Annotated in this window: 23 protein-coding genes; 10 read left to right on the top strand and 13 right to left on the bottom strand. The window is 74.0% G+C overall.

The genetic code is table 11. The features are described 5' to 3' along the window. Window positions 1-142: 142 nt before the first annotated feature. From PP1_RS21110 to PP1_RS21100, 3 genes are all read left to right on the top strand, one after another. Window positions 143-1,162, top strand: coding sequence for an alpha/beta fold hydrolase (locus PP1_RS21110; protein ID WP_010235739.1), 1,020 nt, complete (start codon window positions 143-145; stop codon window positions 1,160-1,162). A gap of 745 nt (window positions 1,163-1,907) precedes the next feature. Next, window positions 1,908-2,792: a M23 family metallopeptidase gene (locus tag PP1_RS21105; protein ID WP_249266049.1), complete on the top strand. Its 885-nt coding sequence runs from the start codon at window positions 1,908-1,910 to the stop codon at window positions 2,790-2,792. A 23-nt stretch (window positions 2,793-2,815) separates the two neighbouring features. Then, entirely contained in the window at window positions 2,816-3,448 is a 633-nt protein-coding gene (locus PP1_RS21100; RefSeq protein ID WP_010228332.1) for a DUF1707 SHOCT-like domain-containing protein, read from the top strand. Between the two features lie 11 nt (window positions 3,449-3,459). On the opposite strand, the gene PP1_RS21095 is transcribed toward PP1_RS21100, so the two are convergent. Beyond that, the gene (locus PP1_RS21095; protein WP_029239439.1) at window positions 3,460-5,937 is read right to left on the bottom strand and encodes a UvrD-helicase domain-containing protein; all 2,478 of its coding nucleotides are present in this window, start codon (window positions 5,935-5,937) and stop codon (window positions 3,460-3,462) included. A 259-nt stretch (window positions 5,938-6,196) separates the two neighbouring features. Between PP1_RS21095 and PP1_RS21090 the strand changes: the two genes are divergently transcribed. Both PP1_RS21090 and PP1_RS21085 read left to right on the top strand, forming a co-directional pair. Continuing rightward, a complete protein-coding gene (locus tag PP1_RS21090) occupies window positions 6,197-6,499 on the top strand; it encodes a chorismate mutase (RefSeq protein WP_010228337.1) in 303 nt (100 codons plus the stop codon). A gap of 322 nt (window positions 6,500-6,821) precedes the next feature. Continuing rightward, window positions 6,822-8,219 carry a hypothetical protein gene (locus tag PP1_RS21085; RefSeq protein WP_075314705.1) on the top strand — a complete coding sequence of 466 codons (1,398 nt, stop codon included), beginning with the start codon at window positions 6,822-6,824 and terminating at the stop codon, window positions 8,217-8,219. Window positions 8,220-8,294: 75 nt separating this feature from the next. Here PP1_RS21085 and PP1_RS21080 read toward each other — a convergent pair whose 3' ends face one another. Together PP1_RS21080 and PP1_RS21075 are read right to left on the bottom strand one after the other, a co-directional pair. Then, on the bottom strand, window positions 8,295-8,975 hold the full coding sequence (locus PP1_RS21080; protein ID WP_010224067.1) for a LuxR C-terminal-related transcriptional regulator: 681 nt from the start codon (window positions 8,973-8,975) through the stop codon (window positions 8,295-8,297). Beyond that, window positions 8,972-10,408 carry an ATP-binding protein gene (locus PP1_RS21075; protein ID WP_443217601.1) on the bottom strand — a complete coding sequence of 479 codons (1,437 nt, stop codon included), beginning with the start codon at window positions 10,406-10,408 and terminating at the stop codon, window positions 8,972-8,974. The genes PP1_RS21080 and PP1_RS21075 overlap by 4 nt, the downstream gene beginning before the upstream one ends. Before the next feature lie 109 nt (window positions 10,409-10,517). On the opposite strand from PP1_RS21075, the gene PP1_RS21070 reads away from it, so the two are divergent. Together PP1_RS21070 and PP1_RS21065 are read left to right on the top strand one after the other, a co-directional pair. Beyond that, a complete protein-coding gene (locus tag PP1_RS21070) occupies window positions 10,518-11,786 on the top strand; it encodes a PspC domain-containing protein (protein WP_075314707.1) in 1,269 nt (422 codons plus the stop codon). Next, complete coding sequence (locus PP1_RS21065) at window positions 11,779-11,994, top strand: hypothetical protein (RefSeq protein WP_010224593.1); 216 nt, start codon at window positions 11,779-11,781, stop codon at window positions 11,992-11,994. Before PP1_RS21070 ends, PP1_RS21065 begins: the two co-directional genes overlap by 8 nt. A 160-nt stretch (window positions 11,995-12,154) precedes the next feature. Here the strand turns inward: PP1_RS21065 and guaA are convergent, their stop codons facing one another. From guaA to PP1_RS21040, 5 genes are all read right to left on the bottom strand, one after another. Next, window positions 12,155-13,705, bottom strand: a complete 1,551-nt coding sequence (gene guaA, locus PP1_RS21060) for a glutamine-hydrolyzing GMP synthase (RefSeq protein ID WP_033198698.1) — start codon at window positions 13,703-13,705, stop codon at window positions 12,155-12,157. A gap of 338 nt (window positions 13,706-14,043) precedes the next feature. Continuing rightward, entirely contained in the window at window positions 14,044-14,895 is an 852-nt protein-coding gene (locus tag PP1_RS21055; protein ID WP_010224595.1) for a helix-turn-helix domain-containing protein, read from the bottom strand. After that, window positions 14,892-15,413, bottom strand: a complete 522-nt coding sequence (locus PP1_RS21050; protein ID WP_010224596.1) for a DUF6879 family protein — start codon at window positions 15,411-15,413, stop codon at window positions 14,892-14,894. The genes PP1_RS21055 and PP1_RS21050 overlap by 4 nt, the downstream gene beginning before the upstream one ends. After that, complete coding sequence (locus tag PP1_RS21045; RefSeq protein ID WP_075314709.1) at window positions 15,397-15,582, bottom strand: hypothetical protein; 186 nt, start codon at window positions 15,580-15,582, stop codon at window positions 15,397-15,399. Before PP1_RS21045 ends, PP1_RS21050 begins: the two co-directional genes overlap by 17 nt. Before the next feature lie 91 nt (window positions 15,583-15,673). Beyond that, entirely contained in the window at window positions 15,674-16,414 is a 741-nt protein-coding gene (locus PP1_RS21040) for a TetR/AcrR family transcriptional regulator (RefSeq protein ID WP_249266050.1), read from the bottom strand. Between the two features lie 174 nt (window positions 16,415-16,588). Here PP1_RS21040 and PP1_RS21035 point away from each other — a divergent pair, with 174 nt between their 5' ends. Next, entirely contained in the window at window positions 16,589-17,452 is an 864-nt protein-coding gene (locus PP1_RS21035; RefSeq protein ID WP_075314711.1) for a hypothetical protein, read from the top strand. A 96-nt stretch (window positions 17,453-17,548) separates the two neighbouring features. Here PP1_RS21035 and PP1_RS21030 read toward each other — a convergent pair whose 3' ends face one another. After that, window positions 17,549-17,983 carry a hypothetical protein gene (locus tag PP1_RS21030; protein ID WP_139323960.1) on the bottom strand — a complete coding sequence of 145 codons (435 nt, stop codon included), beginning with the start codon at window positions 17,981-17,983 and terminating at the stop codon, window positions 17,549-17,551. Between the two features lie 92 nt (window positions 17,984-18,075). Here PP1_RS21030 and PP1_RS21025 point away from each other — a divergent pair, with 92 nt between their 5' ends. Next, window positions 18,076-18,570, top strand: a complete 495-nt coding sequence (locus PP1_RS21025) for an FBP domain-containing protein (protein WP_010233296.1) — start codon at window positions 18,076-18,078, stop codon at window positions 18,568-18,570. 10 nt (window positions 18,571-18,580) lie between these two features. On the opposite strand, the gene PP1_RS21020 is transcribed toward PP1_RS21025, so the two are convergent. Next, window positions 18,581-19,705, bottom strand: a complete 1,125-nt coding sequence (locus PP1_RS21020; RefSeq protein WP_010233293.1) for a GuaB3 family IMP dehydrogenase-related protein — start codon at window positions 19,703-19,705, stop codon at window positions 18,581-18,583. 63 nt (window positions 19,706-19,768) lie between these two features. Then, entirely contained in the window at window positions 19,769-21,280 is a 1,512-nt protein-coding gene (gene guaB / locus PP1_RS21015; RefSeq protein WP_010233290.1) for an IMP dehydrogenase, read from the bottom strand. Between the two features lie 123 nt (window positions 21,281-21,403). Between guaB and PP1_RS21010 the strand changes: the two genes are divergently transcribed. Beyond that, window positions 21,404-21,817: a DUF5319 domain-containing protein gene (locus tag PP1_RS21010; RefSeq protein ID WP_033199942.1), complete on the top strand. Its 414-nt coding sequence runs from the start codon at window positions 21,404-21,406 to the stop codon at window positions 21,815-21,817. A gap of 64 nt (window positions 21,818-21,881) precedes the next feature. On the opposite strand, the gene PP1_RS21005 is transcribed toward PP1_RS21010, so the two are convergent. Together PP1_RS21005 and PP1_RS21000 are read right to left on the bottom strand one after the other, a co-directional pair. Then, window positions 21,882-23,063, bottom strand: coding sequence for an anti-sigma-D factor RsdA (locus PP1_RS21005; protein WP_029239688.1), 1,182 nt, complete (start codon window positions 23,061-23,063; stop codon window positions 21,882-21,884). Continuing rightward, a complete protein-coding gene (locus tag PP1_RS21000) occupies window positions 23,056-23,631 on the bottom strand; it encodes a sigma-70 family RNA polymerase sigma factor (protein ID WP_029239687.1) in 576 nt (191 codons plus the stop codon). Before PP1_RS21000 ends, PP1_RS21005 begins: the two co-directional genes overlap by 8 nt. Window positions 23,632-23,642: the final 11 nt, after the last annotated feature.

The following is a 23,642-nucleotide window of genomic DNA, read 5'->3' as shown; positions in this document are numbered from 1 at the left end:
TCCGCACCGGTCCTGACCTGGGCCGGTGACTGCTGTCACCCCGTCGGGGCAGTGTTCGATTCAGATGCCCCGTCCGAGTGATGCCGACCACGCGCCGGGCCGCCACCGGGCGAACGGCTGTGATCTGACTTACCTTTCCACCATGGCGACGTCGCTACCCGGGTGGCGTCGCCTGCGCGCGATCGCTTCCGGAGCGACGGACCTCGCGAGCGATCTCGGGCAGGCGACGGGCTACGCCGTGCGCACCTTCACCTCCCCGGCCGGGCTCAGGGGCCTGGCCGTCGAGTGGGCGTGGCTGTCGGCCCACCTCGCGCTCTACCCGATCGGGCTGGCCGAGGAGACGGTCCGGGCACACGGGCACTGGCGCACCGACACCCTCCCGCCGGTCAAGCGCAGCCTGGTCGTCGCCGACCCGGCCGCCGCGGGGACCCCGATCCTGCTGATCCACGGGATCATGGACAACCGGTCGGTGTTCACCGTGTTCGCGCACGCGCTGCGCCGGCGCGGGTTCGGCACGGTGCACGCGATCAACTACAGCCTGCTCACCGGCGACCTGCGCAGCGCCGCCCACGAACTCCGCGGGCACGTCGAGCGGCTGCGCGAGGCGACCGGCTCGGACAAGGTCCACATCGTGGGGCACTCGCTCGGCGGGGTCGTCGCCCGCTACTACGTCCAGCGGATGGGCGGCGACGACGTCGTCGACACCCTGGTCACGCTCGGCAGCCCGCACTCGGGCAGCAATCTGGCCCGGCTCGCGCCGACCGCGCTGTGCCGCCAGCTCCGTCCCGGCTCCGAGGTGCTCGCCGAGCTCGACGTACCGGCACCGGGGTGCCGGACCCGGTTCCTCGTCGTCTGGTCCCGGATGGACGAGGTCGTCGTCCCGCAGCGCAACGCCCGGCTGCAGCATCCGGACCTCGACGTCCAGGAGCTCCGCCTCGACGACGTCGGGCACCTGTCGCTGCCGATCGACCGGCGCACGGTGCACTGGGTGGCCAGCACACTGGCGCGCGGCGAGGTGGAGCGGCGCGAGCACGACGCGGTCCGGGACCGCCGGCTGCGTGGATCCCTCCGCCCGGCCGGCCGGCACGCGGTGGACGCGGAGCTCGACGGCACCGGCACCGGCGGCGGCGTCCCCGGTGTCCCGGGCGCCCCCGCGTCCTGAGCCGCGGAGTCCGCCCACCCGTACGGCGGCGGACGACCGGGTGACCCGGAGCCGTCGCCCTCCGGCGCGTTCCCCCGACCGGTCGCCGATGATCTCCGACCGTCCGTACCCGTACGGCGGCCCGCCGTTGCCGCGTTGCGACTGTCGGGTTACCGTCCAGTCGTCCACGTCACGAGCCGATCACGGTGGTCGGCGCCGCCCCCGAAACGGCGCACACCCCCGCGGAGCCCCCACTCCGACGACCACCGCCGACCGGCCCGGGACGACCTGAACACCAGAAGGGCAGGTCTTGGCGCGCCACCGCTCCCCCAGCGGCGCCGTCCGACCGGAGTCCCGGCCCGGCACGATCCCCCACGTGCCGGTCACCGCGGGCGGCCACCGGCACCCGGCGCCTCCGCCGTCGGTCACGCGTACCCGCGTGCCGGCCGGCGCCGACGTGCACCGTCCGCATCCGCCGGCCCACGTGCCCGCCCGTACCCGCCCGGAACAGGCGGGTCCCCGGAACCGGCCCGGCACCGCCGCGCCCCACAGCCGCCCGCAGGGTCCGCGCGACGGGCACCGCCCCGCCGCACCAGCGCGTCCCGGCACCCCGGACGCGCCCGTCGCCCGTCCCGCCGTACCGGCCCGACACGGCACCGCGGACGCGCCCGTCGCCCGTGCCGCCGCGCCGCACCCCGGCCCGGCGGCGACCGCCCGCACGGCCGCACCCGGCGGAGCCGTACGCGCGACGTCCCACGACGGAACCGTGCACGGCGCGGCCACACCCACGACCGGGGCCGCGCGCCCGGCGACGGCCGGCGGGCACCAGTTCCCGCTGCCCCCGGCGACCGGCCACCGGACCCGGGTGACCGTCGCCGCCGCAGCCGGTGGCGCACTCGTCGCGGCCGGCCAGACGATGGCAGGCGCCCTCGGCATCCCGGGACTGTCCGGCGAGCAGGCCGTCGAGGACTCCTACGCACGGCTCGCCGCCTCGGCGATGCTGCCGGTGTCGGCCGAGCCCCGTCCCGCCGACACGACCGCTCCCGCGGTGACCTCGGCGATCGGTGGCGAGCAGCTGGCCTCGCAGGCCTCGCTGCCCGATCTCGACGACACCACCGAGGTCGACGTCGCCAGCCTCACCAAGGCCGCCCGCCTCGGCGAGCAGGCCGCCACGCAGGAACGCGCCATCTCCGGCGCCATGTCGCACGGCGCACCGAAGGCCGTCGTGTTCGACGGCGAGCCCCTGGTGATGCCCACCGCGGGCCGCTTCACCTCCGGCTTCGGCGCCCGCTGGGGCGTGCAGCACTACGGCATCGACCTCGCCGCGCCGATCGGCACGCCGATCTTCGCCCTCACCGACGGCGTCGTGGAGAAGGCCGGCCCGGCCAGCGGTTTCGGGATGTGGGTGGTGCTCAAGCACCCCGACGGAACCAGCTCGGTGTACGGCCACATCAACCGCTCGCTCGTCGAGGTCGGACAGCAGGTCAAGGCGGGCGACGAGATCGCCGAGGTCGGGAACCGCGGCCAGTCCACCGGCCCGCACCTCCACCTGGAGATCTGGGAGTCCGACGGCAGCAAGACCAACCCGCTGCCCTGGCTCACCGAACGCGGCCTGGACGTCACCCGGCTGACCGGCGACCGCGACGCCTGATCCGCACGCGGCAGAATGGCCGCGTGACGGACGGATCGGAACTCCGCGTCGGCGACACCGAACGCCGCGCGGTCGACGCCCGCCTCCAGCGGGCCCACGGCGAGGGCCGGCTCTCCCTGGAGGAGTACGAGGAACGGTCCGCCCGCGCCTGGGCCGCCCGGACCCGCGCCGACCTGGAACCGCTGACCGTCGACCTGCCCGCCGACACCGCCGCACCGACGGTCGCCACGGCCGCCCCGGCGTCCCGCGGACGGGACCTGCTCACGACGGCGGCCCGGTCGGCGGGAGGTGCACTGGGGACGGTCGCGCTGGTCGCGGCGGCGCTCTGGGGCGGCTCGCACCTGATCTCCGCGCAGGACGGCGCCGCGGTGCTCAGCTCACGGACGATCGCCGTGGCGCCCGACCAGGACCGGGTGGAGACCCGTGCCGTCCTCGGGTCGCTGCGCATCGTCGTCCCCGACGGCGTGCGGGCCGACGTCAGCGGCTTCACCGTCTTCGGGTCGACCGAGTGCCCGACGGCGTGCGCGGTGCCCGCACCCCGCACCGTCACCGTCGACGCCTCCGGGGCCTTCACCTCGATCGAGATCCTCACCCCGGCCGAGGCCGCGGCGGACCCCGGCCGCGGCGACTCCGACCGGGACTCCGACGACGACTGACCCGGCCCGGGCTACAGCTTCTGCATCGGGACGCCGCCGATCAGCATCAGGCGGACCGTCCCGCCCGAGCCGAAGTCGATCGTCACCGTCGCCCGCGGGCCGACGCCGTCCGCGGCGATCACCGTGCCCAGACCGTACTTGTCGTGGTTGACGCGGTCGCCGACGTCGAGATGCAGCGAGGTGTTGTTCAGGCTGCGCTCGGGGACCTTCCAGTCCCCGCGGCCGCCCGACCCCGTCGCGCCCCGCCCGCCGGAGCGGCCGAAGCCGAACCGGCCCACCGGGGCGGACGGCCGCTCGGCCACCAGCTGCTCCTCGGTGCGCCGCCACTCGGTCAGCTCGGCCGGCACCTCGTCGAGGAACCGGGACGCCGGGTTGGTGCTGGGCTGCCCGAACGCCGACCGGACGATCGCGCGGGACACGTAGAGGCGCTGCTCGGCCCGGGTGATCCCCACGTAGGCGAGCCGGCGCTCCTCGGCGAGCTCCTTCGGGTCCCCCAGCGTCCGCAGGTGCGGGAAGATCCCGTCCTCCCAGCCGGTCAGGAACACGACCGGGAACTCCAGGCCCTTCGCGGTGTGCAGGGTCATCAGGGTGACGACGCCGGTGTCGTCGTCGGGGATGGAGTCGGCGTCGGCGACCAGGGCCACCCGCTCCAGGAACGCGGCCAGCGAACCGGGCTCGGGGGCGCCGGCGTCGGTGTCGACGTCGTCGCCGGGGCTCGCCGGTGCCCCCGCAGCGGGAGCCGGGTCCTCGCCGGGGGCCGCTCCGGACCCGATCGCCCCGCCACCGGCGTCCGGGTCGGTGCTCAGCGCCTCCAGGTCGGCCACCGCGGCGTCACCGGCGAACTCGCGGGCCACGGTGACCAGCTCGGCGAGGTTGTCCATCCGGGTGCCGTCCTGCGGGTCCTCGGAGGCCTGCAGCTCCTCCACGTACCCGGTGCGGGCGTAGACCGCCTCCAGGATCTCCGCGGTGTCGTCGCCGCGGTCCACCAGTTCGCCGAGATCGTCGAGCATGCGGACGAACCCGGCGATGTTCTTCTGCGAGCGCGTCGCCAGGGCCGGGAGCTTCGCGGGCTCCTCGGCCGCGGTGCGCAACGCCCGGGAGAACGACGTCCGCTCCCGCTCCGCGTACTCCGCGACGACCGACTCGGCCCGGTCCCCGATGCCGCGCTTGGGCACGTTGAGGATGCGCCGCAGGCTGACCGTGTCCTCCGGGTTGGACAGCACCCGCAGGTACGCGAGCGCGTCGCGGATCTCGCGGCGCTCGTAGAAGCGGACGCCGCCGACCACCTTGTACGGCATCCCGACCCGCAGGAACACGTCCTCGAAGACACGGGACTGGTTGTTCGTGCGGTAGAAGACGGCGATGTCGCTGTTGCGGTACTCGCCGGAGTCGACGAGCCGGTCGATCTCCCTCGCCACGAACGACGCCTCGTCGTGCTCGTTGTCGGCGACGTAGCCGACGACGCGTTCCCCGTCGCCCGCGTCGGACCACAGTCGCTTGTCCCGGCGCTCCGGGTTCCGGGCGATCACCGCGTTCGCGGCGGACAGGATCGTCTGCGAGGAGCGGTAGTTCTGCTCCAGCAGGATCGTCCGCGCGTCCGGGAAGTCCTGCTCGAACTCGATGATGTTGCGGATGTTCGCGCCGCGGAACGCGTAGATCGACTGGTCCGAGTCGCCGACCACGCAGAGCTCGGCGGGCTTCCCCTTCTCCGTGGCCGGGAGCACCAGCTGGCGGACCAGCTCGTACTGGGCGTGGTTGGTGTCCTGGTACTCGTCGACCAGCACGTGCCGGAACCGCCGCCGGTAGTACTCGGCCACCGCGGGCATCCGGTCCAGCAGCGAGACCGTCTCCATGATCAGGTCGTCGAAGTCGAACGCGTTCGCCTGCCGCAGCCGGGACTGGTAGACGCCGTAGACCTCGGCGATCCGCCGCTCGTGGTCGGTGCCGGCACGCTCGGCCGCGTCGTCCGGCGACAGCAGCTCGTTCTTCAGGTTCGAGATCTGCGCGGCGAGGGCCCGCGGGGCGAACTTCTTCGGGTCGAGCTCCAGGTCCCGGCCCACGATGCCGACCAGGCGGCGGGAGTCGTCGGCGTCGTAGACCGAGAACGCGCTGCGCACACCCAGGTGCTTGGCCTCGCGGCGCAGGATCCGCACGCACATGGAGTGGAACGTCGACACCCACATCGGGCCGGAGCGGCGACCGACGAGGCCGTCGACCCGCTCCTTCATCTCGGCCGCGGCCTTGTTCGTGAAGGTGATCGACATGATCTCGCCGGGGTGCACCCCGCGCTCGGCGAGCAGCCAGCCGATCCGGTGCGTGAGCACGCGCGTCTTCCCCGAGCCTGCTCCCGCGACGATGAGCAGCGGGGACCCGGCGTGGGTCACGGCCTCCCGCTGCCGGTCGTTGAGGCCCTCGAGCAGCTGCCGGCCGCGTGAGGTCGTCGGCTCGGTGACCGAGCTCGTCCCGGGGAGTTCGAACAGCGCACTCATCGTGTCGAACACGGTACGCCGGGGGTCCGACAGCCCGGCCCCGGCGGGTGGAACGACGACGCCCGTACCCCGCCGGTGGTCTACACTCGCGGCCGTGTACGACGACAGGCGATTTCGCTACGGGTTCCGGTCTCCGGCACCCGCTGCACACCCTGTCTGAGGACAGACCCCCCAGCGCGCCCCGGAGTCCGGCAGGACCCGGGGCGTTCGCATGTCCTCGGTCCTCGAGACCCGGCGACCGAGACGAGGAGCCACGACCGTGACCGAACCCGCCGTTTCCCACGCGCCGAGCGGGGACTCCGTCCCCACCGGCGCCGACTCCGAGATCGACGACCTCCGCAAGGAGATCGACCGCCTCGACTCCGAGATCCTCGACGCCGTCCTGCGCCGCACGGAGGTGTCGAAGCGGATCGGCGCCGCGCGGATGGCCGCGGGCGGGCCGCGGATCGTCTACAGCCGCGAGATGGCGGTGCTGGACCGGTTCCACGAGCTGGGCCCGGAGGGCCGGGAGCTCGCACTGATGCTGCTGCGGCTCGGCCGGGGGCGACTCGGCGGTCGTTGAGCGCGGGTCGCCGCCCGGGCCGCCGTCGTCGCGCTCCGCATCCGCCCGGGAACGGCGACCATTCGGCGATTCACCGGAAGTGCACGGAATGTGACCGGGGTCGCTCCGGCCGGAAGACCGACCTGCGGTTTCCGACCCGGTGTCGTCGCAGACCGGTTGCCTCGGTGGTCAACGAACGGGGTGAGCGGTCGGTTACGCCCGTCGAACGGGAATCACCTGATCGGGTTACGCGCGACGAGCGGAGGGTCATCACTTGGGATCGGGCGAGGGTTCCGGTAGACCTTCCCGGGTCGAAACGACACCTGAAGGAGGACGTGCGGCCGTGACCGACACCCCTGCCGGAGCCCCGCTCCCCGGCGCCCCCGGCGCCCCCGGGCACCGTGAGGTCGTGAGTGTCGCCGAGCTTCTGGCCCGTCATGCGGCCGGCGCACGCGACTCCCGCCCCGGGCCGCTGACCGGCCCGATCCTGTCCGTCGGCGATCTGCTGCGCCGCGAGGGCCGCGAGTCGGCCGCAGCTGTTCCCGCGTCCGACGTCCCCGCCGCCGGCGCGCCCGGCGGGTGGCCCGACATCGACCTCCCGCAGCCGCGCACCGAGGGTGCCCAGGGCTGGGCCGCCCGGCCGACGTCCGGGCGCCGGCGGGCCGGTGCGGTCGCCGGTGCGCTGGTCGCCGCCGGCTCGGTGCTCGGCGCCGCGATGTACAACGGCGCCGCCTCGCACGACTCCGACGCCCAGGCCGCCGCGGACGGCCTCTTCCCCGGCGTCGCGCTGCCCGCGGGTCAGGCGCCCGACACGCTGCCCGGCCAGTACCTGCCGGCGAACGTCGCGCTCTCGTCGCCGCTGCACGAGCTGCCCGGCACCGCGCCCGGAGCGACCGACTGGATGGACGTCGCGTTCCCGCAGCAGTCCGCCGCCGCGGGCACCCTGCGTCAGGTCTCGACCGGCACCGGTTCCGGAGCGGCCGCGGCGATCCCGGCCCAGCGCACCACGACGACGGCCGCCGCGACCCCGCCCGCGGGATCCCCGGGCACGCCGTCCGGCAACGGCCCCACCGGGACCGGCTCCACCGGCACCGGCTCGCCGATCGGCGGGCTCGCACCGGTGCAGGCCCTCAACAACCCGGACCGGCCGTCCGCGCCGAACCTGATCGCGCCGCTCACCACGCCGAGCCCGTCCGCGGGCGGCACCAGCACCGGTCCGCTGCAGGGCGTCACCGAACCGACCCGGCCGGTCGTCGCCGGTGTCGCCGACGGCGTCGTGGCCCCGGTCGCGCGGGCCGCCGGCCCGGTGGGCCGGACCGTCGGCGGGGCCCTGGAGCCGGTCACCGGCGCCGTCGCCCCCGTGACGGACGCGGTGAAGCCGGTGACCCGCCCGCTCACCGACACCCTCGAGCCCGTCACGACGCCGGTGCTGGGTGCGCTGTCGCCCGTGACGGAGCCGGTCCTGGGCGCCACCGAGCCGCTGACCGGGCCGGTCCTGAAGGCCGCCGAGCCGGTCACCGGGCTGCTGGACACCTCGGCCGCGACGAAGAAGACCGACGGGTCCTCGGGCTCCTCCGGGAACGAGCGGACCCAGCCGCTGCAGAAGGTCACCGCGCCGGTCGGGAAGGCTCTCGGCACCGTGACCGAGCCGGTCGGGAAGGCCGCGTCGACGGTCACCGAGCCGGTCGGTGGGCTCGTCGGTGGCGTCACCGAGGGCGCCGGTTCCCTGCTGGGCGGCTGACCACCCCTTCCGCACGACGACGGCGCCGTCCCCCGCGATCGGGTCCGGCGCCGTCGTCGTGCAGGGGGTAGCGACCTACACGAGCCTCCTGTCGGAAGCCCAGCGGGACAGCTCGTGCCGGTTCGACGTCTGCGTCTTCCGCAGCACGCTCGACACGTGGGTCTCCACCGTCTTCACCGAGATGAACAGCTCCCCGGCGATCTCCTTGTACGCGTAGCCGCGCGCCAGCAGCCGCAGCACGTCGCGCTCACGCTTCGTCAGCTGGTCCACCTCCGGGTCCACCGGCGGCGCCGCCCCCGGACGGTCGGAGAACGCGTCGAGCACGAACCCGGCCAGCCGCGGGGAGAACACCGCGTCGCCGACCCGCACCCGGCGCACCGCGTCCGCCAGATCGCGCCCCGAGATCGTCTTGGTGACGTAGCCACGGGCCCCGGACCGGATGACGCTGATGACGTCCTCCGCCGCGTCGGACACCGACAGCGCGAGGAACACCGACTCCGTCCCCGCCGCCCGGGTGCGGCGCAGGATCTCGGCGCCCCCGCCACCGGGCAGGTGCACGTCCAGCAGCACGACGTCCGGCTCCAGGTGCGCGACACCGGCGACGGCCTCGTCCACCGAGCCCGCCTCGCCGATCACCTCGACGGCGGGCGACCGGCCGTCGCCGCGATCCAGCTCGGCGCGCACCCCCGACCGGAACAACGCGTGGTCGTCGACCAGGTAGACCCGGATCGGCCCGTCGGCCTCCGCGGAGCTCATGCCGTCCCCTCCCGTTCCAGCGGCATCGTCAGCCGCACCTCCGTGCCCTCGCCCGCACCGGTGCGGATCCGGACCGTACCGCCGTGCCGGCGCATCCGGGCGTGCACCGAGTCGGCGAGGCCGTGCCGGTCGCCGTCGACCGCGTCCGGGTCGAAGCCCTTCCCGCGGTCGCGGACGAACACCTCCGCGACGCCGGGGACCTCGTCGGAGGCCGGTTCGACCTCGACGTAGACGTCCACCTCCGCCGTCCCGGAGTGCTTGGCCGCGTTCACCATCGCCTCCCGCGCCGCGAGCACCAGGGCGCGCAGGTCGCCGTCGAGCTCGGCGTCGCCGACCAGCACCGGCCCGACGGCGACCGCGTAGGTGTCCTCGACCTCCCCCGCCACGCGGGTGATCGCCGCGGACAGCGTCGTCTCCGCCGCCTCCGAGGGCGGCACCCCGGCGCCGCCGGTGGCACGCCCGCCGGGCCCGTACAGCCACGCCCGCAGCTCGCGCTCCTGCCCGCGGGCCAGCCGCTGCACCTCGCGGGAGTCGCCCGCCTGGCGCTGGATCAGCGCCAAGGTCTGCAGCACCGAGTCGTGCAGGTGCGCGGCGATCTCGGTCCGCTCCGCCTCGACCGCGCGGGCCCGCCGTTCCTCGCCGAGATCGCGCACCAGCCGCACCCACCACGGGACGGTCAGCACCGCGACACCGAGCAGGGTCGCCAGCGCGGCCAGGATGCCGAACCGCACCTGGCCGAGGTCCAGGTTCCCCAGCAGGAACGCCATCAGCCCGGTCAGGACCAGGGCGGCCCCGAGCAGCGACCGCACCAGCGCGGCCCGGCCCCCGACGACGCGGGTGCGCGCGTCCCGCGCCCAGCGGCGGCGCTGCGCCTCGTCCGCCTCCCGCCAGACGACGGCCGCACCGACCGTCGCCAGCCCCAGCGGGCCGGCGATCCATCCGATCACCGAGCCGGACGTGGCCGCGACCAGCGACAGCCCCAGGCCGAGGGTGAGCAGCCCGGCCGCCTGCAGCCGTTCGGAACGGGTCACCGTCCGCTCGGCCGCGGAGACCTCCTGCCGGACGAACACCCACAGCAGGCCGTACGCCAGTACGCCCGCCCAGCCCAGGAACGTCAGCAGGACGAACGCCGCACGCACCCAGCGCACGTCGACGCCGAGATGGTCGGCGACGCCACCCGCGACGCCGCCCAGCATCCGGCCGGACCGGCGCCGGGTGAGCGGCGCGGCGGGGGCGGCGGACGCGGCGACCCGCGCGGTCGTGCGGTCCCCCACCGGGGCCGGCTCCGTCCGCTCCTCCCCGGACACCGGCCCGGTCCGGGCCTCGCCGGCCGTCGGCTCGGTCCGGGGCCCGGAAGCGGGGCCGGGTGGGGTCGGAGGCTCCGGCGGCGCACCGGCGGGCGCACCGCGGGCGGACGGGTTCGGGCTGTTCACGACTCCATCGTCACACGGTTCGCGGCCGTCCCCCTCCGGTCCGGTTCCGGGGTCGGCTCGGGGTTGTCCCCGAGACCCGGGGGTCACCCGGCCGTGCAGGCTTGTCGTCATGAGCGGAACACAGGCCCGGACCCCGGGGCCACGCCGGGCGGGGGCGCAGGGCATGGACACCCTGCGGGAGATGTGGGAGTCCCGGCCGGTGCGGCCACGGGACGACCGGAAACTGGCGGGGGTCTCCTCCGCGATCGCCCGCCGCTACGACGTGGACCCGACGCTGGTGCGGATCGCGTTCGTCGTCGCCACGGTGACCGGCCCGGGCCTGCCGCTCTACCTCGCGGGCTGCGCCGTTCTGCCGGACGCCGGCCCGCCGGGGGCGCCGCCGCAGCGGAACGCGCCGGCGTCGGTCCTCTCGATCACCCTGCTGACGATCGCGGGCCTGCTGGCGATCCCGCTCGTCACCTCGGCCGAGCGGCTGGTGGCCACGGTGGTCGCGGTGGGGCTCCTGGTGGCCCTGCACCTGACCCGCGGCGGACGGCCCGCGGCCCGGACGGCTGCCACCGCCGCCACCCCGGCCGTCCCGTGGGCGGCGGCGCCGGGCGCCACGGGCCCCACCGGCGCGGCGCACCCGGCGATGCCGGGAGACCCGGAGCGCACGCCGCCGTCGTGGGACCCGCTCGGAGTCGCACCGTTCGCCTGGGACCTGCCCGAGCCGGGCCCCGAGCCGGTGCCCCCGCCCGCGCCGCGCTCGAAGCTGACGCCGGTCACGCTGGCCGTCGCACTCGTCGTCGCCGGGATGGTGGGGGTGATCGTGCTGGCCGCACCGGGCGTCCTGCCGCTGTCCGCGGTGCCGGGGGCGGCGCTCGCCGTCGTCGGGGTCGGGCTGCTGATCGGCGCGTTCCGGCGGGTGGGGCGCTGGCTGATCCCGTTCGCACTGGTGCTCGCCCTGCTGACCGGCCTGACCTCGCTGGTGAACGGCGCGTTCGGCCCGGACGGCTGGGCGGTCCGCGGCGGCGTCGGCCCGATCGTGGAGGCCCCTGCGACGGCGGCACAGGTCGCGCCCGAGTACCGGCGCGGCTCCGGGACCATCGACCTCGACCTCACCCGGATCGACCTGACCCCGGCGCCCGGGGCCGAGGGCCCGGTCCGCACCCGCGCCGAGGTCGGCGCCGGCGCGATCACCGTGCGGGTACCCGAGAACGCCGATCTCGTCGTCCGCGGGTCGGCCGGGCTCGGCGACGTGACGATCGACGGTCAGTCCCGGACCGGGGAGAACTCGGACCTGGCCGTCACCGACCCCGGGCCGGACGGCCCCGGCGGGCGGGTACTGGAGCTCGACCTGCGGGCCGAGATGGGGGTCGTGGAGGTGCAGCGTGGCTGAGACCGAGGTCGGACGTCGCCGGCCGGACGTGGTCGCCCTGGTGGCGGGGATCCTCGCCCTGCTCGTGGCGGTCTCGGGGCTGACCGGGGTGGGCCCGTGGGAGTTCGTCGACCTGCGCTGGCTGCTCGCCGGGACCGCCGTCGTCGCCGGGATCGCGTTCCTGGTGGCGAGCCTGCGTAACTCCCGGGCCCCCTCCGACGACAACTAGTCAGCGACACCACACGTGGGGGTCGCCGGCGAGCTGGGGAGCGTCGCCGGCGCCCACCGCCGCCCGTGCGGCCGCGGACCCGACGGGGGTCGGGGACGCAGGCCCGGGCAGGCCGGGGCGGGACCGGGAACACCGGTCCCGCCCCGCTCGACGTCCGGGGTCACTCCCACTCGATGGTGCCCGGCGGCTTGCTCGTCACGTCCAGCACGACCCGGTTCACCTCGGACACCTCGTTGGTGATCCGGGTGGAGATCCGCTCGAGGACCTCGTAGGGCAGCCGGGTCCAGTCCGCGGTCATCGCGTCCTCGCTGGACACCGGACGCAGGACGATCGGGTGGCCGTAGGTGCGGCCGTCGCCCTGGACGCCGACGCTGCGGACGTCGGCGAGCAGCACCACCGGGCACTGCCAGATCTGCTGGTCCAGCCCGGCCGCGGTCAGCTCCTCGCGGGCGATCGCGTCGGCCGCCCGCAGCGTCTCCAACCGGTCGTGGGTGACCTCGCCGATGATGCGGATGCCCAGGCCGGGGCCGGGGAACGGCTGCCTGCCGACGATCACCTCGGGCAGCCCCAGCTCCGCACCGACCATGCGGACCTCGTCCTTGAAGAGCGCCCGCAGCGGCTCGACCAGAGCGAACTCGATGTCGTCGGGCAGCCCGCCGACGTTGTGGTGGCTCTTGATCGTGGCCGTGCCGTCACCGCCGCCGGACTCGACGACGTCCGGGTAGAGCGTTCCCTGCACCAGGAAGCCGACGTGGTGGTCGGCCACGACCTCGGCCGTCGCGGCCTCGAAGACCCGGATGAACTCCCGGCCGATGATCTTGCGCTTCTCCTCGGGGTCGGTGACCCCGGCGAGCGCGTCGAGGAACCGGTCGGCGACGTCGACGGTGTGCAGCGTCGCCCCGGTCGCGGCGACGAAGTCCTTCTCCACCTGCTCACGCTCACCGGCACGGAGCAGCCCGTGGTCGACGAACACGCAGGTCAGCCGGTCCCCGATCGCACGCTGCACGAGCGCACCGGCGACCGCGGAGTCCACCCCTCCGGACAGCGCGCAGATCGCGTGGCCGTCGCCGACCTGCGCCCGGATCGCGTCGACGGTCTCGTCGATGATCGACGCGGTCGTCCAGGTCGGGGTGATGCCGGCGACGTCGTGCAGGAATCGCCGCAGCACCTCCTGCCCGTGCGGGGAGTGGCCGACCTCCGGGTGGTACTGGACGCCGGCCAGGCGCCGGTCGGTGTCCTCGAACGCGGCGACCGCGACCCGGTCCGACGACGCCGTCACCGTGAAACCGGCGGGCGCCGCGGTCACCGAGTCGCCGTGGCTCATCCAGACCGGGTGCGTCGCCGGCAGCCCGCCGTGCAGCGTGCCGGGGGTGCCCGAGAGTGCGATCTCGGTGCGGCCGTACTCCCGGGTGCCGTCGTGCGCGACCTCGCCGCCGAGCGCGCGGGCCATCGCCTGGAAGCCGTAGCACATGCCGAAGACCGGGATGCCGGCCTCGAAGAGCGCCGGGTCGACGGCCGGGGCGCCGTCCGCGTACACGCTGGCCGGGCCGCCGGAGAGGATCACGGCGGCGGGGGCGCGGTCGACGATCTCGGACACCGGCGTCGACGCGGGGACGATCTCGGAGTACACGTCCGCCTCGCGCACCCGGCGGGCGATCAGCTGCGCGTACTGGGCGCCGTAGTCGACGACGAGGACGGTCGGGGTCTGCACGCCGTCCAGGGTAACGACGCGACCGGCGTCACCCGGTGCCCGCACCGCCCCACCTCACACCGATCGGGCGAGAGATCTGCTGCCACCAGCGAGCGGAACGGCGTCGTTTCCGGCCCGGCCAGCCCATACCACTCGCACGGACCGCCGCACGACGACAGCGCCGCCGTACGCAGTCGCGTGGCGGCAGCGGTGGGGCCGGCAGGTCGAGCGCACGTCCGCACATCAGGCAAACAGATCGCACCCTCACCGGAATTGCCAGATTCGGACTGTCGTCGAATTCACGGAAGTGAATCTAGAAGAGCTTCGGGTGAAACTGTCCGACTATGCGCGTCGCCGCATCATCCCGCGCTACGGAAATCGTCTGCAGCAGATTGCATGATCCGTCTGGATTCGTCGCCCCACAGAGCGCGCCCGGCGAAGAGATCGAACAGGCCACGATGATGGTCTACGTCTTTCGGGTCACGCAGAACCAGCTGCCCCGAGAACAGTTCCGCAGTGACCAGACGGCGATCGTAGACGACGAACGTGTGATAGGCGCCGTCCGGAACTGTTCGATCCAACGGCGGGACGCCGATCGAAACGGATGACAGCAGCGACAACGCGTGCAGGTGCTCGAGCTGCGGCGCCATGACGTCCGGTGGACACAACCGCCAGCGCAGTGCGGACTCGGTCAGAAGAAAGCTGAACCGCTTGTCAGGATCGTGGAGGACCGCCTGCCGGTCCCGCTTGGCCGCGATCGTCCGGTTGATGTCGTCACCGACGGGCGTCAGCGGCGTGGACAACGCCGCACGCATGTACCCGGGCGTCTGAAGCAGGCCGGTGATCAGCGCCGGGAGGAAGTGCCGGATCTCCGTCGCCCGCTGCTCCAATGCGGCGAGTTCACGCTGCCGGTGATGCAGGCCGCGGCGCACTGAGCTGCGGACGTCCTGGAACTCGGAGTTCGCAACACGTGTCAAGGCCAGGAGATCTGTACGGCTCTGCCCATCGATACCCAGGCCTGCCAGCATCTGCTCGACGTCGACGACGCTCGGCAACAGCCGTCCGGTCTCGATCCGGCTGATCTTGCTCTGGCTCATTCCGGCCCTGCGGGCGAGCCGCTCACCGGAGAGCCCCGAGGCCCTATGGAGACGCAGCAGAGCCGCGGCAAGATCCTCGCGGTCCTCGGTCGTCCAGCCGGGTTCGATCCTCACCCGTCCAGCATGGCCTCGTATGCGGTGAACGGGACCGCTCGCTCCCACACGCGCTGCTGCCACTGCACGTACGGGGCAGGATCGATGTCGTTCAGCAGCTCCCGGTCGATCTGGCGCCCGTCGGCGTCATAGGCCATCAGGACTATCCGTGTGTCGTCGAAAAGCCAGAAGTCCTGCTGCGGGAGGCCGGGCACCGGGTCGTCGGTGACGTCCAGGATCCGGACGTCCTCACCTGCCCGCACCGTGTGCGCGTAGACCGCGAACTCGTAGCGCAGATAGTCGGTCAGCGGCCGGCGGACGACGTGCACCCGGCCGACCCACCGCCCCGTCGCCCGGAACCTCCTCACCCGGACGAGCCACTGATCGTCGTCCGGGATGTGCAGCCCCCCGGTGGAGAGGAACGCGGCCAGCTCGGCGTCCTCCTCGGGAACCCCGTACGAGGGCAGCGTCTCCAGACGGAAGGCGGTTCGCTCGTACGAATCGAAAAATCGGCGCCAGGAATCAGACTCCAAGCGCACGAGCAGCGTCCCGTAAAATAGTCACCGGAATCTCGACGATTGCCTCGTCGTCCGGAGTCGCTCGATCGACGACATATCCTTGGACGGCAACCGTTCCTCGATCGGTCACGAACACCGTCGGGCAGTCGTCCCGTCCGCAGTCACCACCCGCGATCCGGTTCAGTTCCATGTCACTCCGTTCGCCGCCATTGTGGATCACAGCCAACCAACGCTGGCGTACGGCGGTCAAGAACGATTCACGTCGTGGAATGAACCCAGGATCATCCCGCCAGCCGCTCGATGCCGTCGAGGATCAGGCCGAGACCGAACTCCCAGTCACCGTCGGCGTCCTCCTCGTCGAACCCGCCCGCGTACCAGAGCCGGTTCATCGACGGGAACCGCTCCTCGCTGAAGTAGCTCCCCCAGAACCCGGCCCGGGTGGCGTAGTGGTCGTCGCGGTCGACACCGGTGCGGGACGCCACCGACGTGTCGGTGATCTTCGCGCGGGCCGCTCCGAAGACGTGCGACTCGATCAGCCCCGCCGACCGGACGACCGTCACCGGGTCCAGCCCGGCCAGCGAGACCGCGCGGTAGAGGTCCTCCTGGACGTCGAGCACGTGGGGCCCCAGCGGCATCCGCCACAGGTTCGAGCTGATCAGCCACGGGTGCTCGCGGTACATCCGCCACGCCTCGTGCGCGTGGAACTCCGCCTGCGCCCGCCACCCGAGGTCCCGGGCGGGCAGCTCCCGCGTCCCCCACGCGCGATCGACCATGAGCTCGAACAGCTCGTCCCGGCCGGGCACGTAGGTGTAGAGGCTCATGGCGCCGACCCCCAGCTCCTGGGCGACCTTGCGCATCGACAGCTCGTCGACCGAGCGGGCGGCGACGGCCATGCCCGCCTCGACGACGCGGTCGAGCGTCAGCTTCTGCCGCGGACCGCGCCGTGGCGGGGCCGGCGGGTCCCAGAGCAGCTCGATCATCGCCTGGCCCTCGGGCGTCCCCCACCCCTGCTGATCCGTCACCGAACTCCCTCGCCGACTCTTCGTACGGCGTACCCTATCGGCCCCGCGCCCCGTCCCTCCGATCATCGATCCTGATGATCGACGCCGCCGGGGCCCGCACACCGGTAACGACGCACCGGCGTTCGGCCGATCAGGGGTACGTCCGCTCCGCACGACTCCCCCGGAGGCACCGAGATGGCCAGCACCCCGACCGGCGACCCCGGGACGGTCGACGCCGCGGCGACGATCCCGGCCCAGCGCACCGAGGCCGGCGTCCCGCCCGGCGCGGTCGCGTCGCCGCAGCCGGGCCCCGGGGTGCTGCCGGACCGGACGATCCCGGAGCAGCGCCCGGCTCCCGCCCGGACCGTGGCCCCGGCGCCCGGTACGCCGACGCCGGACGACACCGCCCTGCCGGTTCCCGCCGGCACCACGGAGCCGGGTCCGGCCCTGCCCGTCACCCGGGCCCGCGCGTTCCGCACGGCGGTACTGCCGGTGTTCCTCGGCGCCGCCGCCGTCGCCACCGCCACGATCGCCGCGACCGGGCTGCTGCTGACTCCATCGTCGTCCTCGCCGCTGCCCACCCCGGCCACCGTGACCGGCTCCGGAGCACCGCTGCCCCGGATGGCGCCGCTCTCCCCCGCCGCGGCGGCCGCACTCGTCGACGCGGTGCCCGGCACCGCGCTGTCGGCCGCCGATCCGGTGGTCGCGCTGACCGCGTGGCGGGACAACGGCGGTCTCGGCCACCTCGTCGCGATCGGCGACGGGTTCGACCGGCTCGCCGCCGCCGCGGGCCGGCAGGACGCCGTCGAGCTCGCCGTCGCCTGCGGGACGCTGCAGACCGTGATGCGCGACGCCCGCGGCTACGACGCGGTGCCGGACGCCGTCGCGCAGGGCCACTGGACCGCGCTGCTCGACCACGGCTCGGCCGCCGCGACCGCCTGCATGTCCGGGGCGCTGACGTTCGACGCGCGGCAGCTGACGGCCTTCACCGAGCAGTCCGCCCTGGTCCGCCAGGACCTGACCGCAACAGCGACCCGAATCCACACCGCCCTGACCTGACCCCGCCACACCCTCCCCACGAGCCGGACGCTCACCGGTTCCGGCGGTGCGCACCCGATCGCGTGCGCGGACACCGATCCCGTGAGCGTCGCGGGATCAGTCCTCGTGCCGGCCGAGGGAGCGGTGAGGTGGGGGCTGGACCGTGCCCAGGAGGGCACGCAGGTCCGCCGCGGTCGCGGCTCGCCGCTCCAGGTCGACGGCCACGACCGGTGCGACCTCCCGCAGCCGCCCGAGCAGGGCCGGGTCGGCGAGATCGTGGGCGCCACCGGCGAGCCCGGTCACGATCGCGTCCGGCCGGAGAGTGGCCACGGCCTGCGGGTCCGGGGCACGGTCGGTACCGACCTCGTCGACGCCGTCCAGCACGCCGGCGCAGCCGACGACCGTCGCCCCCAGCTCGACCAGCAACGCGCCGACCTCCGGGTCGGTCGCGACGACCTGCCGGACCGGACCGCGCAGCGGGACGGGCGTGCCGGTGGCGTCGACGAACGCGCGGCCCCCACCCATGGCGGCCCCTGCGGTGGGTCGGTTCATCCCGCCATCATGCACGGGAGCCGGTCCACGGCGCGATCACCGGCCGGAACCCGGTGGACCGCCCGCCACCGGCACGCCTAACGTCGCCGGACGTGACCAGCCCGAACGAGAACCGGATCCGCCGCGCCCTGACGAACTGCTCGAAGGGCGAGGCGAACCGGATGACCCTGCCGGCGTGGGTCCGCGAGCTCGACCCCGACAGCCTCGACGACGTCCACGGCTGGCGTGACCCCAAGGCCCCGGACCGCGGGGTGCTGCTGGTGCCGACGACGGAGGGCCCTGCGGGCGTCGTCCTGCGGGCCGCCACCGGCACGGCGCGGGCGGCCGCGATGTGCGCGCTCTGCCGGACCACGCACTCGGTCGGCGGGGTCGCGCTCTTCGCGGCGCCCCGCCGGGGCGCGAAGGGACGCCAGGGCGACACGGTCGGCACCTACATCTGCACCGATCTCGCCTGTGCCGAGCACGTCCGGGTCGAGACGGCGACCGCCGTGCTGAAGCCGACGCCCGGCACCACGGTGGACGAGCGCCGGGCCGGCCTGCGGGAGCGGGCGGTCGAGTTCGTCGCGGCCGTCACCGCCGAGGGGTAGGCCGACCGGCTCAGGTGCGCAGGTTCAGCCCGACCCGCTGGAACTCCTTGAGGTCGGAGTAGCCGGTCTTCGCCAGCGCGCGGCGCAGGGCGCCGAACAGGTTCGTCGTGCCGTACGGGCTGTCGGTCGGTCCGAACAGCACCTGCTCCAGCGACCGGCCGGACCGGGCGAGGCCGGTGACCTCGGACCGCGGCAGCGACGGGTGTGCCGCCGCCGACGTCCAGTACAGCCCGCCGGCCGGGGACTCGGTGGCCTCGGCGAGCTGCTCGCCGAGCATCACGGCGTCGGCGCCGCAGGCGACCGCGCGGGCGATGTCACCGGAGGTGCCGATGCCGCCGTCGGCGATCACGTGGACGTAGCGACCGCCGGTCTCGTCGAGGTAGTCGCGGCGCGCCGCGGCGGCGTCGACGATCGCCGTCGCCATCGGGACGCCCACGCCGAGCACCTCGTCGGTGGTGGTGGCCGTCGACTGCCCGTACCCGACGATGACGCCGGCCGCGCCGGTCCGCATCAGGTGCAGCGCGGTGCGGTAGTCACCCACCCCGCCGGCGACGACCGGCACGTCGAGGTCGGCGATGAAGTCCTTGAGGTTGAGCGGCTCGCCCTCCGAGACGTGCTCGGCGGAGACGATCGTGCCCTGCACGACCAGCACCTCGACGCCCGCGGCGAGCAGCGCCGGGGTGAGCTCACGGGCCCGCTGCGGGCTGACCCGGGCGGCGACCGTGTGCGAGGCCTCGCGCAGCGGGCGCAGGGCCTCCACGATCAGGTCCTCGCGGATCGGGGCCTGGTGCAGCTCCTGCAGCAGCGCGAGCGCCGAGTCGGGCTCGTCACCGGTGGCCGCCTCGACGACCCGCGCCAGCGCGCCCTCGGCGTCGCCGTGCCGCGCCCACAGGCCCTCGGCGTTCAGGACCGCCAGACCGCCGAGTTCGGCGACCCGCACCGCCGACGCCGGCGACACGACCGCGTCGGTCGGATGGGTCACGAGCGGGATGTCGAACCGGTAGGCGTCGAGCTGCCAGGAGGTCGACACCACCTTGGAGCTGCGGGTCCGCCGCGACGGCACGATCTCGATCTGGTCGAGGTCATAGGCACGACGGGCCTCCCGGCCCATCCCGATCTCCACGAGGTCACGCACGGGGACACCCTAAGCGGCGCCCTCCCGCGTCCGTGCCGCGGCCTACCCGGTACCGCCGGAGAGTCAGCGGGCGACGTAGTTCGGCGCCTCGACCGTCATCGTGATGTCGTGCGGGTGGCTCTCCTTGAGCCCGGCCGCGGTGATCCGCACCAGCTTCGCCTGCTGCAGCTCCGCGATCGTCTGCGCGCCGACGTAGCCCATGCCCGAGCGCAGCCCGCCGCCGAGCTGGTGCACGACCGACGAGAGCGGCCCGCGGAACGGGATCCGGCCCTCGATGCCCTCGGGGACGAGCTTGTCCTCGGACAGCACGTCGTCCTGCGCGTAGCGGTCCTTGGAGTAGCTGCGCCCGGCGGCACCGGCCCGGCCCTGCATGGCACCCAGCGAGCCCATGCCGCGGTAGGTCTTGAACTGCTTGCCGCCGACGAGCACGACCTCGCCCGGGGACTCCGCGGTCCCGGCCAGCAGCGAGCCCAGCATCACCGTCGACGCACCGGAGGCGATCGCCTTGGCGACGTCACCGGAGTACTGGATGCCGCCGTCGCCGATCACCGGCACGCCCGCCGGCGCGCAGGCCCGGGTCGCCTCGTAGATCGCGGTGATCTGCGGGGCGCCGACCCCGGCCACGACACGGGTGGTGCAGATGGAGCCCGGCCCGACGCCGACCTTGACCGCGTCGGCGCCCGCCTCGACGAGCGCCTTCGCGCCCTCGTAGGTCGCCACGTTCCCGCCGACGACGTCGACCTGGTCGCCGACCTCGGCGCGCAGCTTCGCGACGGTCTCCAGCACCCGGCGGGAGTGGCCGTGCGCGGTGTCGACCATGAGGACGTCGATGCCGGCGTCGACCAGGGCCATCGACCGCGAGTACGCGTCGTCCCCGACACCGACGGCGGCCGCGACGACCAGGCGGCCGTCCGGGTCCTTGGTGGCGAGCGGGTACTGCTCGGTCTTGTTGAAGTCCTTGATCGTGATCAGGCCGCGCAGCACGTCGTCGCCGTCGACGATCGGGAGCTTCTCCAGCTTGTGCCTTCGGAGCAGCCCGAGCGCCGCCTCCGCCGTCACGCCGACCTTCGCCGTCACCAGCGGGGCGCGGGTCATCACCTCGGAGACCGGGCGGTCGGTGTCGACCTCGTACCGCATGTCCCGGTTGGTGATGATGCCGACCAGCCGGCCGCCCTCGTCGGTCACCGGCACGCCGGAGATCCGGAACTTGGCGCACAGCGCGTCGACGTCGGACAGCGTCGCGTCCGGCGCACACGTCACCGGGTCGGTCACCATCCCGGCCTCGGACCGCTTGACCACCTCGACCTGGGCCGCCTGCGCGTCCGGCGCGAGGTTGCGGTGCAGCACACCGAGCCCGCCCGCGCGGGCCATCGCGATCGCCATCCGGGACTCGGTGACCGTGTCCATCGGGGACGACACGAGCGGCACCTGGACCCGCACGCGGCGGGTCACCTGGCTGGACGTGTCGGCCGAACTGGGAATCACGTCCGACTCGGCAGGGAGCAGCAGGACGTCGTCGAAGGTCAGGCCGATCGTCGCGAACTTGTCCGGCAGGCCGCCGATCTCGCTCGTCATCTCTCCGGAGCTCCCCTTGCAGTCGCGACTAACGCGGCGGTCGCTCGCCGCAGGACGCCATCGTACGTGGACCGTTACGGGGTGGGCCGGGGCCCGACCCCCGACACCGGTACCGTGTACGCCGTGTCACCAGAGGCGCTGCCACCGGACCCGTTCGCCGGAGACCCGGATGACCCTGCGCGCTCCCTGGAGGCGCTGGACGATCACGGTGACGACGCGTGGGCGGACTCCGGTGACCCCGACGGTCCCCCGCTGACCGACACCGACCGCGGTGAGATCCTGGCGGACCTGGCGGATCTCGCGGTCTACCAGGCGCTGCTGTCGAAGCGTGGGGTCCGCGGCATCGTCGTCGACTGCACCGACTGCGGAGAGCAGCACTTCCACGAGTGGAACCTGCTGCGCGCCAGCCTCCAGCAGCTGCTCGACGAGGGCCGGATGCGCCCGCACGAGCCGGCCTTCGACCCGGACCCCGCGCACTACGTGACGTGGGAGTACTGCCGCGGCTACGCCGACGCCACCCTGGCCGAGGACGAGTAGCGCGGACGGAACGACGAGAAGGGCCCCGGAGGACGACGCCTCCGGGGCCCTTCTCGTACGTGCCTCAGTTCGGGGAGCTGCTGACCGCCCCGGTCGAGGTGGACGACGACGGCGTGTCCCGATCGGACTCGGAACGACCGCCCTCGCCCGACGCCGTCGGCGACGTGGACGTCGTGCTCGGGTCGGCCGATCCCTCGGTCGTCGGCGAGGTCTCGGACGGGCTCGGCGACGTCGTCGTGCTCGGCGACGGGCTCCCGGTGCCCGGCCCCTGCAGCACCCGCGGGTCGCTGCTGCCCTCCGGGCTGCTGCTCCCCTCGGGGCTCGTGCTGCCACCCGACGAGCTGCCGCCCGGGTTCGAGGTACCGGACTCCGGCCGCGGCGAGACGGGCTGCTGCGGCTCCGGACGCCCCTCCGACGACGGCGGCGGCGGCGCCGGGGTGCCGTCGCGCAGCGGTGCCCGCGGGTCGGTCGGGACACCGGCCGGGGACTCCGCCACCTTCTGCGTCAGGAAACGGTTCTGCTGCTCGAAGTCGTCACGCTGCTCGGGATCGGTCCGGTCGAGGAGCGGGCCGAGCGCGGCGAGATCCTGCTGCGCACCGACGGTGTCGCCGGAGGCGAGCTTCGCGTTCACGCGCTCGATGCCCGTCCGCAGGTCGGACGCGGCCTGGACCTGCTCGGCACGCTCGCTGTAGAGCACCCTGCTGACACCCCAGAGCGCGTCGCCCGGCTGGGCCTCGTGCGCACCGATCGAGACGACGGCGAGGGCGCAGGCGGCCACCGCGGCGGCCGCGACCAGCGGGCGCAGGAAGGACACCTTCCGCGACGGCTTCGCCGGCTGCAACATCTCGACGGCCTCGTCGGTCCCGACGAGTTCGGGGACCGGCTCGCGGTCGACGTCGTCCTTCCAGGTGGAGAGCAGCGCGACCAGACGATCGTCGACGTCGTAGCCGCGGTTGCCCGGTCCGGACACGCCCAGGCCGGACGACAACGCGTTGATCAGCTCGTCGTCGGCTTGCAGCTCGACCAGGTCGACCGGGCCCTCGTCGTCGAGCTCCGGCTGGTCGGCGAACGGCCGGCCGACCGGCTGCCCGCCCCGGTGGCCGTTCTGGCCCGACGGGGGACGGCCGCCCTGGGGACCGGGCCGCGGCTCGCCGAAGCGGCCGCGGGTGACCGGTGCGGGCGGGCGCTCCTGCCCGTCGCCCGGCCGTGGGGGTCGGCCCGGGCCGTACGGATCCTGGTCACGCATCCCGGACCACCTCCTCACTCATGATCTTCCGCAGCCGGGACAGCGCCCGGTGCTGTGCCACCCGGACGGCGCCCGGTGTGGAGCCGACGGCTGCCGCGGTCTCCTCCGCGGACAACCCCACGACCACCCGCAACACGATGATCTCCCGATGCTTCTCCGGGAGGACCTCCAGCAGCCTGGACATCTCCTCGGACAGTTCGACCTGAAGGGCCCGGGTCTCCGGGCCGTCGGACGTCTCCATCCGTTCCGGCACGTCGGCGACGGGCTCGGAGCGGTTGCGGGACGCCGCCCGGTGCGCGTCGATCACCTTGTGCGACGCGATGCCGTAGACGAACGCGAGGAACGGGCGGCCCTGCACCCGGTACCCCGGCAACGCCGTGAGCACGGCTACACACACCTCCTGGGCGACGTCGTCCGCCGAGACGGATCCTCTGTCGGTCCCCAGTCGTGCCCGGCAGTAGCGCACGACGAGGGGCCGAATCATGGTGAGAACGCGCTCGACCGCGGATCGATCGCCGGCCATCGCCGCTTCGATCCACTCGTCGGGAACGTCTCTTGATTCACTCATCGTGGGGAACC

This window comes from Pseudonocardia sp. P1, from assembly GCF_000178675.2.
Classification (GTDB): Bacteria; Actinomycetota; Actinomycetes; order Mycobacteriales; family Pseudonocardiaceae; genus Pseudonocardia.
This window is presented reverse-complemented; position numbering and strand designations above follow the sequence as displayed.